Source organism: Candidatus Blochmanniella camponoti, assembly GCF_023585825.1.
GTDB lineage: Bacteria > Pseudomonadota > Gammaproteobacteria > Enterobacterales > Enterobacteriaceae > Blochmanniella > Blochmanniella camponoti.
Window position 1 is genome coordinate 145244 of record NZ_CP097751.1, and the last position, 16216, is coordinate 161459.

General features: G+C 29.5%; 10 protein-coding genes and 3 tRNA genes. 8 read left to right on the forward strand and 5 right to left on the reverse strand.

The window, feature by feature from the left end; translation table 11 throughout:
• Positions 1-145 precede the first annotated feature (145 nt).
• Positions 146-1873: an aspartate--tRNA ligase gene (aspS, locus tag M9394_RS00610; RefSeq protein WP_250250089.1), complete on the reverse strand. Its 1728-nt coding sequence runs from the start codon at positions 1871-1873 to the stop codon at positions 146-148.
• Between the two features lie 635 nt (positions 1874-2508).
• Here aspS and argS point away from each other — a divergent pair.
• The gene (gene argS, locus M9394_RS00615; RefSeq protein WP_250250091.1) at positions 2509-4254 is read left to right on the forward strand and encodes an arginine--tRNA ligase; all 1746 of its coding nucleotides are present in this window, start codon (positions 2509-2511) and stop codon (positions 4252-4254) included.
• 23 nt (positions 4255-4277) lie between these two features.
• Here the strand turns inward: argS and murJ are convergent, their stop codons facing one another.
• A complete protein-coding gene (murJ, locus tag M9394_RS00620; protein ID WP_250248216.1) occupies positions 4278-5825 on the reverse strand; it encodes a murein biosynthesis integral membrane protein MurJ in 1548 nt (515 codons plus the stop codon).
• A 607-nt stretch (positions 5826-6432) separates the two neighbouring features.
• Between murJ and mdtH the strand changes: the two genes are divergently transcribed.
• Positions 6433-7656 (forward strand): multidrug efflux MFS transporter MdtH, encoded by a 1224-nt coding sequence (gene mdtH / locus M9394_RS00625; protein WP_250247340.1) that lies wholly within the window; start codon positions 6433-6435, stop codon positions 7654-7656.
• Positions 7657-7847: 191 nt separating this feature from the next.
• Positions 7848-7939: transfer RNA gene (locus M9394_RS00630), tRNA-Ser, on the forward strand.
• A gap of 375 nt (positions 7940-8314) precedes the next feature.
• Here M9394_RS00630 and M9394_RS00635 read toward each other — a convergent pair.
• Positions 8315-8404: transfer RNA gene (locus M9394_RS00635), tRNA-Ser, on the reverse strand.
• Between the two features lie 282 nt (positions 8405-8686).
• On the opposite strand from M9394_RS00635, the gene M9394_RS00640 reads away from it, so the two are divergent.
• Positions 8687-8762 (forward strand) — tRNA-Asn (locus tag M9394_RS00640).
• A 79-nt stretch (positions 8763-8841) separates the two neighbouring features.
• On the opposite strand, the gene gutQ is transcribed toward M9394_RS00640, so the two are convergent.
• Both gutQ and tmaR read right to left on the reverse strand, forming a co-directional pair.
• Entirely contained in the window at positions 8842-9819 is a 978-nt protein-coding gene (gene gutQ / locus M9394_RS00645; RefSeq protein WP_250250093.1) for an arabinose-5-phosphate isomerase GutQ, read from the reverse strand.
• A gap of 489 nt (positions 9820-10308) precedes the next feature.
• Complete coding sequence (gene tmaR / locus M9394_RS00650) at positions 10309-10632, reverse strand: PTS system regulator TmaR (RefSeq protein ID WP_011283001.1); 324 nt, start codon at positions 10630-10632, stop codon at positions 10309-10311.
• A gap of 270 nt (positions 10633-10902) precedes the next feature.
• Between tmaR and sbcB the strand changes: the two genes are divergently transcribed.
• The 4 genes from sbcB (at position 10903) to hisC (ending at position 16214) form a co-directional block, all read left to right on the forward strand.
• Positions 10903-12405, forward strand: coding sequence for an exodeoxyribonuclease I (gene sbcB / locus M9394_RS00655; protein ID WP_250250094.1), 1503 nt, complete (start codon positions 10903-10905; stop codon positions 12403-12405).
• 519 nt (positions 12406-12924) lie between these two features.
• Positions 12925-13824, forward strand: coding sequence for an ATP phosphoribosyltransferase (gene hisG / locus M9394_RS00660; protein WP_250241295.1), 900 nt, complete (start codon positions 12925-12927; stop codon positions 13822-13824).
• Between the two features lie 4 nt (positions 13825-13828).
• Positions 13829-15160, forward strand: coding sequence for a histidinol dehydrogenase (gene hisD / locus M9394_RS00665; RefSeq protein ID WP_250247336.1), 1332 nt, complete (start codon positions 13829-13831; stop codon positions 15158-15160).
• On the forward strand, positions 15138-16214 hold the full coding sequence (gene hisC / locus M9394_RS00670) for a histidinol-phosphate transaminase (protein WP_250247335.1): 1077 nt from the start codon (positions 15138-15140) through the stop codon (positions 16212-16214). Before hisD ends, hisC begins: the two co-directional genes overlap by 23 nt.
• Positions 16215-16216: the final 2 nt, after the last annotated feature.

A 16216-nucleotide genomic window follows, 5' to 3' on the forward strand; every position in this document is an offset into this window, starting at 1 on the left:
TATATAATTATATATAGTAATTTATATAAATTACTTTTATGTTTTAAAATATCTACAATAACCTCCTTAAATATTTTTTCTAATACAAAACAAATCTACCCATATAAATACTACAATATTAAACGCTTCTACTTGATGATATAAATTAATCAGGCGCATCAGCCATTATATCCACTAATGCCGTAGTTTTAGGAAACGCAATCACCTCCCGAATACTCTTAGAACCAGTTAGTAACATAGCTATCCGATCCAATCCAAATGCTAAACCAGCATGTGGAGGCGCTCCATATTTTAATGCATCCATGAAATACCCAAATTTTTTTTTCTGATCATTTTTAGTAATACCTAAAATGTTAAATACCGCTTGTTGTATATCAAATGAATGGATACGCGCTGATCCACTACCAATCTCGCAACCATTAATCACCATATCATAAGCTTCTGAAGTTACTAATAACGGATCTTTCTTTAACATTTGAACATCACAATTTTTTGGAGAAGTAAACATATGATGCATAGATACATATTCTCCATGACTATTCTTTTTAAACATCGGAAAATCTATTATCCATAGCGGAGCCCAAGAATCTTTCTTAATTAAACAAAGATCATTACCTAATTTTAATCTTAAAGAACTTAACATTTTTGTGATAGATTGGTTTTTATTATCATTAAACCCAACAAACAAAATATCATTACTTTTAATATTGGTTTTATTTAAAATAATATCTAAAGTTAAATTATCTATAAAATTAGTGACTGATCCTTGAACCTCTTTTTTAGTAATATCATTATCACTAAATTGAACCTTACCCCACATTAATTCCTTCAAACCGCATTGTTTAGTAGCACAATAAATATACTCATCGATCTTTCTTTGTGTCAGTTGCCTACCATTAGGTACCTTCATAGCTATTGCCTGCACATCAGTATTATTTTCTCTAATAAATGACAACCTATTCTGTGTTGACTTAAATAAATATGATACATCAAGCATTTCTATTGGATTTCTCAAATCTGGAGCATCAGACCCAAAACGTTGCATTACTTCAGAATATGTAAACTGCGAAAATACTCCCAGTTCTACGTTTAAAATTTCACGCCAAATAATACGAATAAAAATTTCCATAAGTTCTCGTATTTTTTGGGTTGTCATAAAAGAAGTTTCAATATCTATTTGAGTAAACTCTGGCTGACGATCTGCACGTGAATCTTCGTCCCGAAAACATTTAGTAATTTGATAATATCTGTCAAAACCAGAAATCATTAACAATTGTTTAAATATTTGAGGTGATTGAGGTAAAGCATAATTTTTACCCGTGTGTAATCTACTAGGAACAATATAATCACGAGAACCTTCTGGAGTCACTTTTGTTAACATCGGTGTTTCAATATTCAAAAATCCCTCTAATTCCATAAAACGATGAACAATTGACATAATACGCGATCGAGTTTTTATTCGATAAAACATAATAGAACGTCTTAAGTCAAGATAACGATATTTTAATCTATTTTCTTCAATATTATTTTTACTGATATCCAATGGTAATGGATCAGAAATATTAAGAATAGAAAATTTTTTCGCTACTACTTCAATAGCACCGGTAGATATATTGCTATTAATTTGATTTTTAGGGCGTGCACGCACCATACCTATTAACTGTATACAAAATTCTTGTTTCAGTTTAGTAGCAGATATACACACTTCTTTGTTTTGATCCACATCAAAACAAACCTGTATACATCCTTCTCTATCACGCAAATCAATAAAAATTAACCCACCAAAATTACGATATTTATTAATCCAACCGCATAATGTAACTTCTAAACCTACATGGGATAAATTCAATTGACCGCAATATGCAGTACGCATACGAATACCTCTAATCATGAATATCGAATTGGATAATATCTATTTTATAGAAAATTATATATCAATTAAACACATGTATATCATAACTTAAAAAATACATACGCTTTTGTTTTCAACAATTCATAAAAATAAAACTATTTCCACCATGATGTAATAATCTGACAAAAACATTATAGAACCTTTTTCTACACTACACTAAAATTTGTTTAAATTAACCGTAACTTAAATTTAACTTATATTTATTTAAATAAAATTACAACACTTAATCATTTAAAATAAATAATGCATAACAAAACCATATACAAGGATACATATGTATCCTTGTATATGGTTTTTATTTATGATATTTTTATTACAAATAGAATTAAATCTTCAATTATATGTGAAATAAAATATATTTTATTTCACATATAATTGATACTATTTATTTTGCAAAAAAAATCACATAAGAACATTACATAATTATCAATAATAATTCAACAATCTAAGTGTTATAAACATAACACGAATATATCGGAAAAATGAAAAATAACTTTAAAATATTTATACAATTACAAAATATAGTTTTGCTATATATCAAAAAAATCAATTATATTGCTAATATAGAAATATATATATATGTTTAAACCACTTATATGAATATTCAAAAATTTTTACTAAAAAAAATTCATCGAGCTTTACTTGCAATTACAAATGAATCATTTTTTCATCTGATACAAGTACAACAATCAACAAAAAGAAAATTTGGAAACTATCAAATTAATGGATTAATAGCTATCTCTAAGAAATTAAATATACCTGTGGAAGAATTCGCTAAAAAATTCATAAAGTTTATTAATTTAAATGATGTTGCTCATACAATAAAAATTGAAAAACCAGGATTTATTAATATATTTTTAAATCCAACATGGATATCCAATCAAATTAATAATATTTTTTCCGCATCTCATTTAGGTATTACTCCAGCTACGCCAAAAACTATTGTTGTTGACTATTCTGGCCCAAATGTTGCAAAAGAAATGCATGTTGGGCATTTACGTTCAACTGTTATCGGAGATAGTATCGCTCGTGTCTTATCTTTTTTAGGACATAATGTTATTCGAGTCAACCACATAGGAGATTGGGGCACTCAATTCGGTATGCTTATCGCCTATATAGAGAAAAATACACAAACTGGGTTTTTATTAAACAAAACTATACAATTATCTACGCTAGAACATTTTTACCGAGAAGCTAAAAAAAAATATGATATTGATCCTGATTTTGCTAAATTGGCCCGAAGTTATGTTCTAAAATTACAAAAAGGCGATAGACATTATCGTCAAATATGGAAACATCTAGTAGATATTTCCATATTAAACAATCAGAACATATACGTACGATTGAATATCAACTTAAAAAAAAGCAACATTATAGGAGAAAGTTTTTACAATGATATGCTGCCTGATATTGTGTCAGATTTAAAAAATAAAGGCTTAGCCGTCACAAGTAACGGAGCTACTGTCGTATTTCTCGAAAATTATCATAACAAACACGGTACTCCTTTTGGAGTCATTATTCAAAAAAAAGACGGAGCTTATTTATACAGCACTACTGATATTGCTTGTATAAAATATCGTTGCAAGGTACTACATGCCGATAGAATTATTTACTATATCGATTCTCGACAAAAACAACATCTAATACAAGCATGGGAAATTGCTAATAAAGCAGGTTATATAGGAAAATCAGTGTTATTAGAACACCATATGTGTGGCATGCTGCTTGGGAAAGACAGTAAACCATTTAAAACACGAGCTGGCAATACATTGAAATTAAAAACATTATTAGATGAAGCTTTAGAACGCGCTCGTTGTTTAATATTAAGCAAAAACCCTAATTTAAAATATACTGAAATTAATAAACTAGCGCATATTATTAGTATCGGAGCTATTAAATATTCTGAGCTATCAAAAAATCGTATTACGGATTACATATTTGATTGGAATAACATGTTAAACTTCGAAGGAAATACAGCACCTTATGTACAGTATGCATGTACTAGAATTTTTGCTATTTTTAAGAGATCTAAACAACCTAATTTTCAATTAAAAAAAAACAATATTCAATTAGAAACTGAAGAAGAAATATTGCTAGCAATTTGTTTGCTTCAATTTGAAGAAATAATTGTTACGGTATCAAATCAAGGAGCTCCTCATATACTATGTTCTTATTTATATAAATTATCCGTATTATTTTCCTCCTTTTATGAAAACTGTCCCATTATCAAAGCGCATAATGCACATATAAAATATAGTAGATTAAAATTAGCATTAATTACTGTTCGTATTTTGAAAACGGGATTAAATTTATTGGGAATTAAAACGGTAAGATATATGTAAAAATTAATATATCTTTTATTACATCAATATAAATCTTTACTTAAAAAAATAAAATCTTTTAAACGAACACCTACACACCATAACATTATGCCATAACTACTGCTAACCAATATTAAAGCTCCTATCATTCTAATTAATCTATACAAGATATTTCCTTGATCCCAACTAGATACATACGTTAATAATCCCAAACATACTATACACATTACAAAAAGAGCAATCATTAATTGGCAACAAAAACATAACCATCCAGATTGCAATTGAAATAAATATTTTTTTTTAAATTTCCAATATAACAACCCCGCATTTAGCCATGCACCCAAACTGATAGAAAAAGAAAAAACAACATGCTTTAATGTGTTAATGCATACTAAATTTATAAATTGAGTAAAAAAAAGTACAATAACAACTATATACGCTGGAGTTTTAATATCACGGAGAGCATAAAAACCAGATGTTAATACTTTGGTAAAAATTAACCCAGGCAAACCTATTGCATACGCAATTACAGAATACTGTGTCATTAACACATCAAATTCTAAAAATTTACCATACTTAAACAATGTTATTACTAACGGTTCAGACAAAACACCCAAAATAAGAGCACTAGGTAAACTTAATATAAAACATAATCTCATACCCCAATTCATTAAATAAAAATAATCTCCATAATTTTTCCTAGAAATAAAACGAGATAAATATGGCACTAAAACAGTGCTTAATGTCACACCAAAAATTCCAATAGGTAATTCCATTAACCTATCAGCATAATACATCCAAGAAACAGAACCGTCTCTTAAAAAAGACGCAAAAACAGTATTAATAATTAATGATACTTGACTACTTGAGACCGCAATTACAGCAGGCACCATAGATCGGCATATTCTATGTACCCTATTATCATAAAGTTGCATTTTTGGGATAACTAACATATTGATTTTCTTTAAAAATAGCAAACAATAAACACACTGTAATACTCCCCCTACAATAACTGACCAAGCCAATCCCATAATAGAAATATGAAAATATGAATATCCTATAAATAACATGTAACTTATCATGCTAATATTTAAAAAAATAGGAGTAAACGCTGGAACTAAAAAAAAATTACAAGCATTCAAAATCGCCCCCATTAATGATGTCAATGATACTAATAAAATATAAGGAAGCATCACTCGAAACATCTCAATAGTCATAATAAATTTTTCTGAAGAACTATTAAAACCTGGAGCAATAACCATAATAATCCAAGGTGCTATCAGTAAACCAATGAATACTACAACAGTTACGGTAACTATTAATAAGGCAGATACTCTAGAAATAAACACTCGTATTTCTTCTTTACTTTCCCGAGATTGATATTCTGATAATATAGGAAGAAAAACTTGATAAAACGCTCCTTCGGCAAAAATACGTCTTAATAAATTAGGTAATTTAAAAGCAATAAAGAATGCATCTGTCATAATACTGACTCCAAACATTCGAGCCATGATAGTATCTCTAATAAAACCCAAAATACGAGATAAAATAGTTATAAAACTTATCGCGGTCAAAGACTTTAACAGATTCATCATATTAAAAATTTTCAGTATTTAGTATTAACACAACAACACAAAAACACTATTTTCTTGTAACTTATAACAATTGCTCCAGTTTTATGTACAATTTTAAAATTATTTCCACAAAAGAACATTTAAAAATTTTTTAAAAATCATATATTTAAAATACTAATACAGTTCACATATAATTACAATTATTACATATCTCTGATATAGTATATGCATGCCAATACATATAAAACACAGTACTCATGAAAAAAAATAATCAATGACAAAAATCATATTTCTTATTTCACATATTTGAAAAGATGATCACTTAAAATGCTTCTTTAATTTTTCTAAAAAAAATTGGTTATACATAAATATGTCATATATATGCATAATTTTTTGATCTTCAATAAATATAGTTACACCTATTTTTTAAAATTTTATGCCTAAAATAACATATACAAAAAATAAACTATAAACAATATCAATATTATTGGTATGTAAATACCTCATAGAAAATAGAAGATACATATTAATTTTCACTACACTTAAAAAAATTATAATTATTTTAAAATAATTTTCGTGCATACAGTAAATAATAATGTATATGAAAATACATAAACGGTGACTCATGTATACAATATCTAAAGCTAGAAGATTGGGTAAATGTTTTTTAATTATAGATAACATGTTTGTAGTTATAGGGTTTTATGTTGTTTTTCCACTGATTTCAATATATTTTGTCGAACAACTAGGATGGGGCGCTTTCTTAGTAGGATTTGCTTTAGGATTAAGGCAATTTATTCAACAAGGACTAGGCATTTTTAGTGGTTCTTTTGCTGACAAATTAGGAGCTAAACCTATGATTGTATCTGGGTTATTCATTCGTACTTTGGGATTTATTATAATGAGTGTTGCAAACACCCCCATGCTACTATGCCTGTCATGTGTGTTATCGGCATTAGGTGGCACGTTATTTGATCCGCCACGTACTGCACTAGTAATTAAATTAGTTCGTCCATGGGAATTAGGGAGGTTTTATTCTGTATTAATGCTAGAAGACAGCATGTGTGCCATCATCGGGATCGTGCTAGGTACATGGTTATTGCAATATAACTTCAAATTAGTATGTTTTACCGGAGCAATATTATTTTTTATTGCCGGAGTATTTAATGCCTGGCTGTTACCTGCATATAAAATTTCTAGTTCCCATGCTTCATTATTAGAAGGAATAAAAAAAGTACTTAATAATCAACGATTTGTAATTTATGTCTTCACTCTAACTGGTTATTATATTTTATCAGCTCAAGTAATGTTAATGTTACCCATTCGCATTCATGAAGTATCCGGTCAATTATCATATATCAAATGGATGTATATCATAGAAGCAATTTTATCTTTATTATTAATCATGCCTATAACTTGGTGGAGTGAAAAATATTTCAAACTAGAAACACGCTTGATGGTAGGATTAATAACTATGATAATTAGTTTATTTCCTATTGGATTAGTCAAAAACTTACATACTTTATTAATTTTAATTAGCTTATTCTACATAGGATCTATTATTGCTGAACCTGCAAGAGAAACTTTGGGAGCTCTACTAACGGACTATAAAGCACGTAGTAGTTACATAGGTTTTAGTAAATTAAGTCTAGCTTTAGGAGGTACTGTAGGATATAGTGGTAGTGGGTGGTTGTATGATATTGGGAAGGAACAAAATTTTATGCAATTACCTTGGATCATTTTAAGTATAATAGGCCTGATTACGTTATTAGGGCTATATTGTCAATTCAAATATTATTCTTTTCAATCTTTACTTAATAATGATCATGATAGGAAACGTAAACTGTGATTCATAATAAAACAACAATATGAATTCACTACTACCCACTAATTACTGGAAACTTGCGATAGATACAAATATTTTTTATACCTAAACGAAAACACGTACACACAATTAACATCATTCAATTAATAATTAATTTAATTAATTACATTTGACTTCAATCAAACACAGCAGATTTTATAATTATTTTTTAATATGGTGAGGTGTCCGAGTGGCTTAAGGAGCATGCCTGGAAAGCATGTATACATACAATTTTGTATCAAGGGTTCGAATCCCTTCCTCACCGCCATAATCATATACACTCACATCCACAGTATGGTCTCATCTTCAGTATTTTTAAAATGCCATTACTATACTGTCATATTTTTAAAATAAAAAATTGATTATTAAATTATACTTATCAGTGCATCATCTTAAAAAACATCACAATATAAACCACTTTACATGTATTAAAATACAATGACAACAATCACATATACACATTAACACCAACAATCATTTGATACTTATAAAACATCATCATTAATTATTCAATAATCCCAATAATACAAAAATCATACTCAAAAACACAAAACCCTTAACAAATACGATTTTGTTCGTATTGTTGCTATAATTACGACATTTAAATATCATACAATACAACATTTTATATTCTCAAAAATGACGGAGAGAAAGGGATTCGAACCCTTGAAAGATATTATTTCTTTAAAACGGTTTTCGAAACCGCTCCGTTCAACCACTCCGGCATCTCTCCCTATTTAAAAAAATTCTCTAAAATATCACATATTCTTTCATATAAGATAACAATCTTTAAAATACTATTATATATAGATTATATTCATATAAATCCATTGTTGTGTCCATATGGAAAAAAGGAATCAACACACAATCTGCGTATCATCAGATAAATTACATATATTTTTATATAAAAACACTATTATTCATATATAATAATGCCTTATTAACTACATTGATCATCATTAAGTACTTGTATTGTTTTTCATATTTCTATAAAATAATACGATTATGTGTTGGTTCCTCTGTAGTTCAGTTGGTAGAACAGCGGACTGTTAATCCGTATGTCACTGGTTCGAGCCCAGTCAGAGGAGCCAAATAATAAAATTAAGGAAATATTTTGACTTATTTTTGTAATTATTTAACTGTATCCGCATTACGGATACAGTTAAATAATTACTCTATCCCAGCTTGATGTAAATCATACATGTTAATTGATCCAACTAATCTTCCTAATTTATCCACTACTGGCGCTGCGGTAATTTTCCTCTGATGCAAAGCTTGTAATGCTATACTTGCGCGCCATTCTTTCGGAATACAATATCCAGGCTTAGTCATAGCAATATCAACAGGATCATTAAGTGATTTACCTTGTACTATCCAACGCCTTAAATCTCCATCAGTAAATACGCCTGTAACACAATTGTAGTTATCACATACAGCAGTTAACCCAAGACCAGTACGACTTAATTCAAACATAGCATCCATTACTGTAACTTTCCAAAAAACTTTCGAAATTTGATCTCCAGTACGCATCAAATGATGTACACAATTTAGCAATTGAGCTCCTAATCTACCTCCTGGATGAGATCGAGCAAATTGTTCTAAACTAAAACCCCTATGTCTCATAAGCGCCATTGTTAATGCATCACCCATCATTAAAGTATTAACTGCGCTTGAAGTGGGAGAAAGCTCCATAGGGCAGGCTTCTCTTTGTATTTTTATATTAAGAACACATGTAGCTCCTTTAGCTAAAGGAGAGCTAATATCTCCAGTAAATGCGATCACAGGAATACCGCTATCCGCTAACAACGGCATCAAAGTTATTATTTCACAAGCACGACCCGAATAAGAAATAAACATTACTACATCTTGTGTTCCAATCATACCCAAATCACCGTGCAAAGCTTCTGCAGGATGAACAAAAAAAGCCGGAGTACCCGTGCTAGCTAAAGAAGCAGCAATTTTTTTTCCAATATGACCGGATTTACCTATACCAGAAACAGCAACCTTTCCCGTGCAATCTAACAACATACGACAAGCAAACACAATGCTTTCGTCCAATCTATCTAACATTCTTTGAGCTTCGTTAATTTCGATCTCTAAAGTTTCTTTAGCATATTCCAATAACAATGCATCATTAATTATTACCATAATTATCAAAATGATAAATATAAGATCTATAATACCATAAACAACTCATATTGAATATAAGTTACATCCTTCTTATAACATTGAAATATGTATATCTGCGGGATATAATACAAATAACAAACATTCTAAAATATACTCTATCTTAGAGTAACACAAACCCAACAAAAAACACAAAATAACATTCCGTATCAAAATAATTAATATTTACAAATACTGTAATCAACGTTAAATACATCACAAAAATATAATTTGAAATTAACGATCACCATATTATATTAATTTTATTAAATTACAATAATATTATAAATATGATATTTCATATTCCATTTTTATAAATAAGAAGTAATAATGCTTTTGTTTTTATAAACTCATTACCTCTGATACTTTATTTAGAAAATGAAGTATCTTACTTATTTATGTATTTAAATATTACACGCGTTTTCTATGTAATGAAAAATAAATATTTTTAAAAACCAACAATCATCAAATCTAATCAATTGTAGATTCTTTAAAATTTTTTAATTTTTTTGACAACTCACGACGCTCTTTTGATAACTCTGCATTTTTTATAATATATTCATCTACTCGATCTTCATAATCATTACGCATATTAGCAATAATAACTTGTATCCCTTCTATAGAAGTTTCAGACTTAATATAATCACTTAAATCACCCAGCAATAACACTCTTTTTTGATTATCACGAATTTTTTTTTCATTATCAACAATTTCTCGTTGCAGTTTATTTTTACGACGGAATATACGCACAAATTCTAATACATCATAAAATGATTGATTAACATCATCTCTCATAATCATATCCTATTTATATTTATTGCAAACATCCTGATATTAAAACTTCACATCCCTAATTAAATCAAACTAAAGATTAATATAACAAACATTATCAGTATCATGTAATGTCATTATATATTGTAAATATTTATGATTAGACTATTAATAACAATAATAAATTAAAACACCCATATATAATACATACATATATACAATCAAATCTAATTAAATTATTATAATTTTAATAAATAATTTGATGATTATTCAATCAAAACAGATCACATCATTATGCTAATACGTGTTAATGTTACACAACCTAGTTTTTTTATTTATGATTATGAAACTTTTGGCATCAATCCAGCGCTAGATAGACCAGCGCAATTTGCCGGAATTCGTACGAATAACGCATTAAAACCTATAGAAAAAGAAGAAGTCTTCTTCTGTCGCTTATCAAATGATTATCTCCCCGATCCACAATCTGTCCTCATTACAGGAATCGTTCCTCAAGATACTTTACGTCATGGATTGATTGAATCTGAGTTCGCTCGTCGTATTCATCAATTATTTTGTATCCCTAAAACTTGTATTCTTGGATACAATAATATTCATTTTGACGATGAATTCAGTAGAAACATTTTTTATAGAAATTTTCATGACCCTTACTTATGGGCTTATCAGCGAGGAAATTCCCGATGGGACTTATTACATGTACTACGCGCCTGTTATTCACTATGTCCAAATGGTATTACATGGCCATTGAACACTCAAAATAAACCCAGCTTTCGTCTAAAAGATTTAACACAAGCAAATGCTATAAAACATCTCAGCGCACACGACGCTATGTCGGATGTATACGCTACTTTAGAATTAACAAAATTAATAAAAAAGGCTCAGCCACAATTATTTCAATTTCTATTTGATCATCGTACCAAATATCAATTGCAAAAAATAATCGATCTAGATACCATGAACCCTCTGATATTTATAATGAATAAAATAAATAATAAATACAAAAATTTTATAACTTATATAGCTCCAATCGCTCGACATCCCATAAATCCTAACATTTTAATAGCATGTGATCTAAATGGTAATATAGATACTTTAGTTAATTTAAATATCAATACGATATATCAAGAATTATACTCTAATCACGTAACGATATATGATATTTTTAAAAAAATACCACTACGATTGATTCGATTAAATGCGTGCCCCATATTAATACCGATAGACTTTTTTAAAAAAAACAATATTAACACTACTTATACCATGCAACTCTTCACAAACTATCAATACTGTTTAAAAAGCTTGAATTTTATTAGAATTCATGAAAATAGCGTCTGTCTACGTAATAAAATAAACACACTATATACCATTATAGAATCTTACATAAATCAACAAAATCTATATAACAATCTTCATGTAGACAGTCAACTATATCACAAATTCTTCAATAATTCTGATCGCAAAATAATTGAAAGTATCCGTAGAACTCATTCAAAAGACTTGAAAAATTTATGCACTGACCACGTTGATACTCGTTTAAAACCACTCTTATTTTACTATAGAGCCCGAAATTTTCCTAATACTTTAAATTACCAAGAACAAAAAAAATGGTTGAACTATAAAAAAAACAAATTATTTAATAAAAATCAATCAAAATCTTATAGCGACAAACTGAATCAACTTCTGTCAATCTATAAATATAATGACCAAAAAATTACACTTTTACATTCATTACAAAAATATTATCAATATCTTTATGAAGCTTATTTTAATTTTCATTAAAAATTAGTTTTTAATTTTTTCATATATACATAATGCGGTATACTTTAATCTAAACTAGAATATATGAAAAAATTTGCAAAAAAAAATCACATAATATATGCTAAAAATATACACTATAATACATATATGTCATACAAACATACGCAATATATATAACTACATATTTAAATTGTTGCATAATTACTTCTCAACTATGCACGCTAATATTTTAAAATAATTTTTAATTTAATTAAAACATTAATTATATACGTACATAAATAAAGTAACTTTTATAACATTCAACCCTATACAAATTTAATTATATCCGTTATAATACTAAAGCAATAAAAAATTTTCAATAGGAAGACTGTACTTCATATGTTAATTTATCATCATTACCCTGACTAAATCCTTCAAACACATTTAACAATAGAAACCATTTTCATATTTTATTTATTAAAAATATCAAAGGTACTTCTGTTGCAAGAATTTTAAAAAAGTATTTAGTAATGGAAAATTGTTGACATAAGGTAAAATATCATGCTGGATAGATCGCGATTACGAATAGCAATGCAAAAATCAGGAAGATTGAGCAAAGAATCCCAACAGCTTCTTGAACAATGTGGGATTAAAATTAATTTACAACAACAACGTTTATTAGCGTTTGCGGAAAACATGGCTATCGATATAATGCGAGTGCGCGATGATGATATTCCTGGTTTAGTTATGGACGGTATAGTAGATTTAGGTATTATCGGAGAAAATGTATTAGAAGAAGCATTATTAACGAGACGATCGCAAGGAGATAATCCTTGTTACATTATGTTACTCCGATTAGATTTTGGAGATTGTCGATTATCTATGGCCTTACCTATAGATGAACCATGGAACGGTCCAAAATCCTTACAAGGAAAACGAATTGCCACTTCATACCCACATCTTCTGAAACAATATTTAGATAAATTAGGTATTCATTTTAAATCTTGTTTACTAAATGGCTCAGTAGAAGTAGCACCACGCGCTGGATTAGCAGATGCAATTTGTGATCTAGTGTCTACCGGAGCTACGTTAGAAGCTAATGGATTACATGAAGTAGAAGTAATCTATCGATCTAGAGCATGTCTTATTCAACGATCTGGAGAATTATCCAACATAAAACAATCACTAATAAACAAATTAATAATTCGTATTCAAGGAGTAATCCAAGCCCGGGGATCTAAATACATCATGCTGCATGCCCCTGCTGAACAACTAGAGGAAATTATTAATTTACTACCCGGAGCAGAAAGCCCAACAGTATTGCCATTAGCAGGCAATCAACATCGTGTAGCAATATACATGGTAAGTAATGAAACATTATTTTGGGAAACAATGGAAAATTTAAAAAATCTTGGAGCTAGTTCTATTTTAGTATTACCAATAGAAAAAATGATGGAATAATATTATGATTTCTCATGAGCATCCTATATCTATTTATTGGAATGATTGTTCCAAATCTGAACAAAAAACACTACTTACCCGTCCAATAAATAACAAATTAAACGATATTTATATGAATGTTAAAAATATACTTACAAAAGTTTATAACGAAGGCGATCGTGCTTTATTTAAGTTTAATTTTGATTTTGACAACGTACAAACTACACAATTACAAATCCCAACTGAAATTATCATGAATTCCGGGCATAACTTGTCTTATGAAATAAAACAAGCAATACATACCGCCATGACCAATATAACACGATTTCATCAAGCACAATGTTATTCAGAAGTAATCGTGGAAACCCTTCCAGGCGTATATTGCCAACAAATTATTCGCCCATTAAATATTGTTGGACTATATGTACCAGGAGGAACTGCGCCGCTGTTGTCAACAGTAATGATGTTAGGTATCCCAGCTCGTATTGCGAAATGTAAACGTGTAATATTATGTTCCCCCCCCCCAATTCCGGACGTAATTATGTATACCGCACAACTTTGCGGTATTGATGAAATTTATCAAGTAGGAGGTAGTCAAGCTATAGCCGCTATGGGATTTGGCACTGAGTCTATTCCGAAAGTAGATAAGATATTTGGACCAGGTAATATGTGGGTTACAGAAGCAAAACGACAAATTAACCTTGCTCCGAATGGAGCTGCTATTGATATGCTAGCTGGACCTTCCGAAATATTAATTATTGCAGATAATACGGCTAATCCTATTTTTATCGCAGCCGATCTTTTATCACAGTCAGAGCACGGACCTGATTCACATGTAATACTTATAACACCCCACTCGTACATTGCAGAACAAACAAAACAAGAGCTACATAAACAAGTAAAAATACTACCACGAAATGATATAATTCATAATGTATTATTGAATAGTCGCATGATTATTACTAACAATTTAATGGAATGTTTTTCTATCAGTAATAGTTATGCTCCAGAACATTTGATTATTCAAATTGAAAATGCATCAGATTATTTACATTACATCACGAATGCCGGATCAATATTCCTTGGAAATTGGTCTCCGGAAACTGCTGGAGATTATGCAAGCGGGCCTAATCACGTCTTACCTACATACGGGCGCGCAGTTACCACATCTGGTCTAGGAGTTATAGATTTTCAAAAAAGAATGTCGGTACAACAATTAACCCAAAATGGATTATTGCAACTATCATCAACCATTACGACATTAACACAAATCGAACAATTAAAAGCTCATGAATACGCCATAACACATCGTATAAACTATATAAAGGAACAAAATGAACGTTCGTTACTTGGCTAGGAATAATATATTAACTCTTAAACCTTATCAATCTGCTAGAAAATGTACACATTCAGGTAACATATGGCTGAACGCTAATGAATTTCCAATTGCTCCCGACTATCATTTTCGTTATGAAAAAATTCATAGATATCCTACTTGTCAACCACAAGAAGTAATCAACAATTATGCTTATTATGCCGGGGTTCGATCTGATCAAATTTTAGTGTCAAGAGGAGCCGATGAAAGTATTGAATTATTAATGAAAGTTTTTTGTAATCCTGGAAAAGACGTTATTATATTTTGCCCGCCGACATACGGTATGTATAAAACCACTGCAGAAATTTTAGGAATTAATTATCGGATTATACCTAAAAAGAAAAACTGGCAACTTGATTTAGCATCCATTGAATCACAACTAAATAATGTTAAATTAATTTATATTTGTAACCCAAACAACCCTACTGGTAACATTATTCATTTAAATAGTTTAAAAAAGTTATTAAACATTATTCAAAACCGAGCGTTATTAGTAACCGATGAAGCATATATTGATTTTTGCCCGGACGCAAGCCTAGTACGTTGGCTATCAATGTATCCTCATCTAGTTATCTTAAGAACTTTATCTAAAGCTTTCGCGTTAGCAGGATTGCGCTGTGGTTTCACTTTAGCTAATCCAGAAATTATTAAATTATTAGAAAAAGTGATCGCACCATACCCATTGTCTACTCCGGTAATTGATATCGCAGAACAAGCTCTAACCCCTGCAAGCATACAATACACCCAGAATAGAATAGCTACAGTCAATACAAATCGAAACATTTTAATTACGGGCTTAAAACAATGTTCTTGTGTTCAACAAGTATTTAATAGTAACGCTAATTATGTATTGGTTAAATTCAATCCAAAATATCAGGTTTTTAAGACATTGTTGCATCAAGGTATAGTTTTAAGAGATCAAAGCAATCAACCAGGATTAGTTAATTGCTTGCGTATCACTGTCGGCACATATAATGAATGCAAACACGTAGTTTCTGTTTTAAAAAAATTACATGTTACATCATTATCTATATAGAT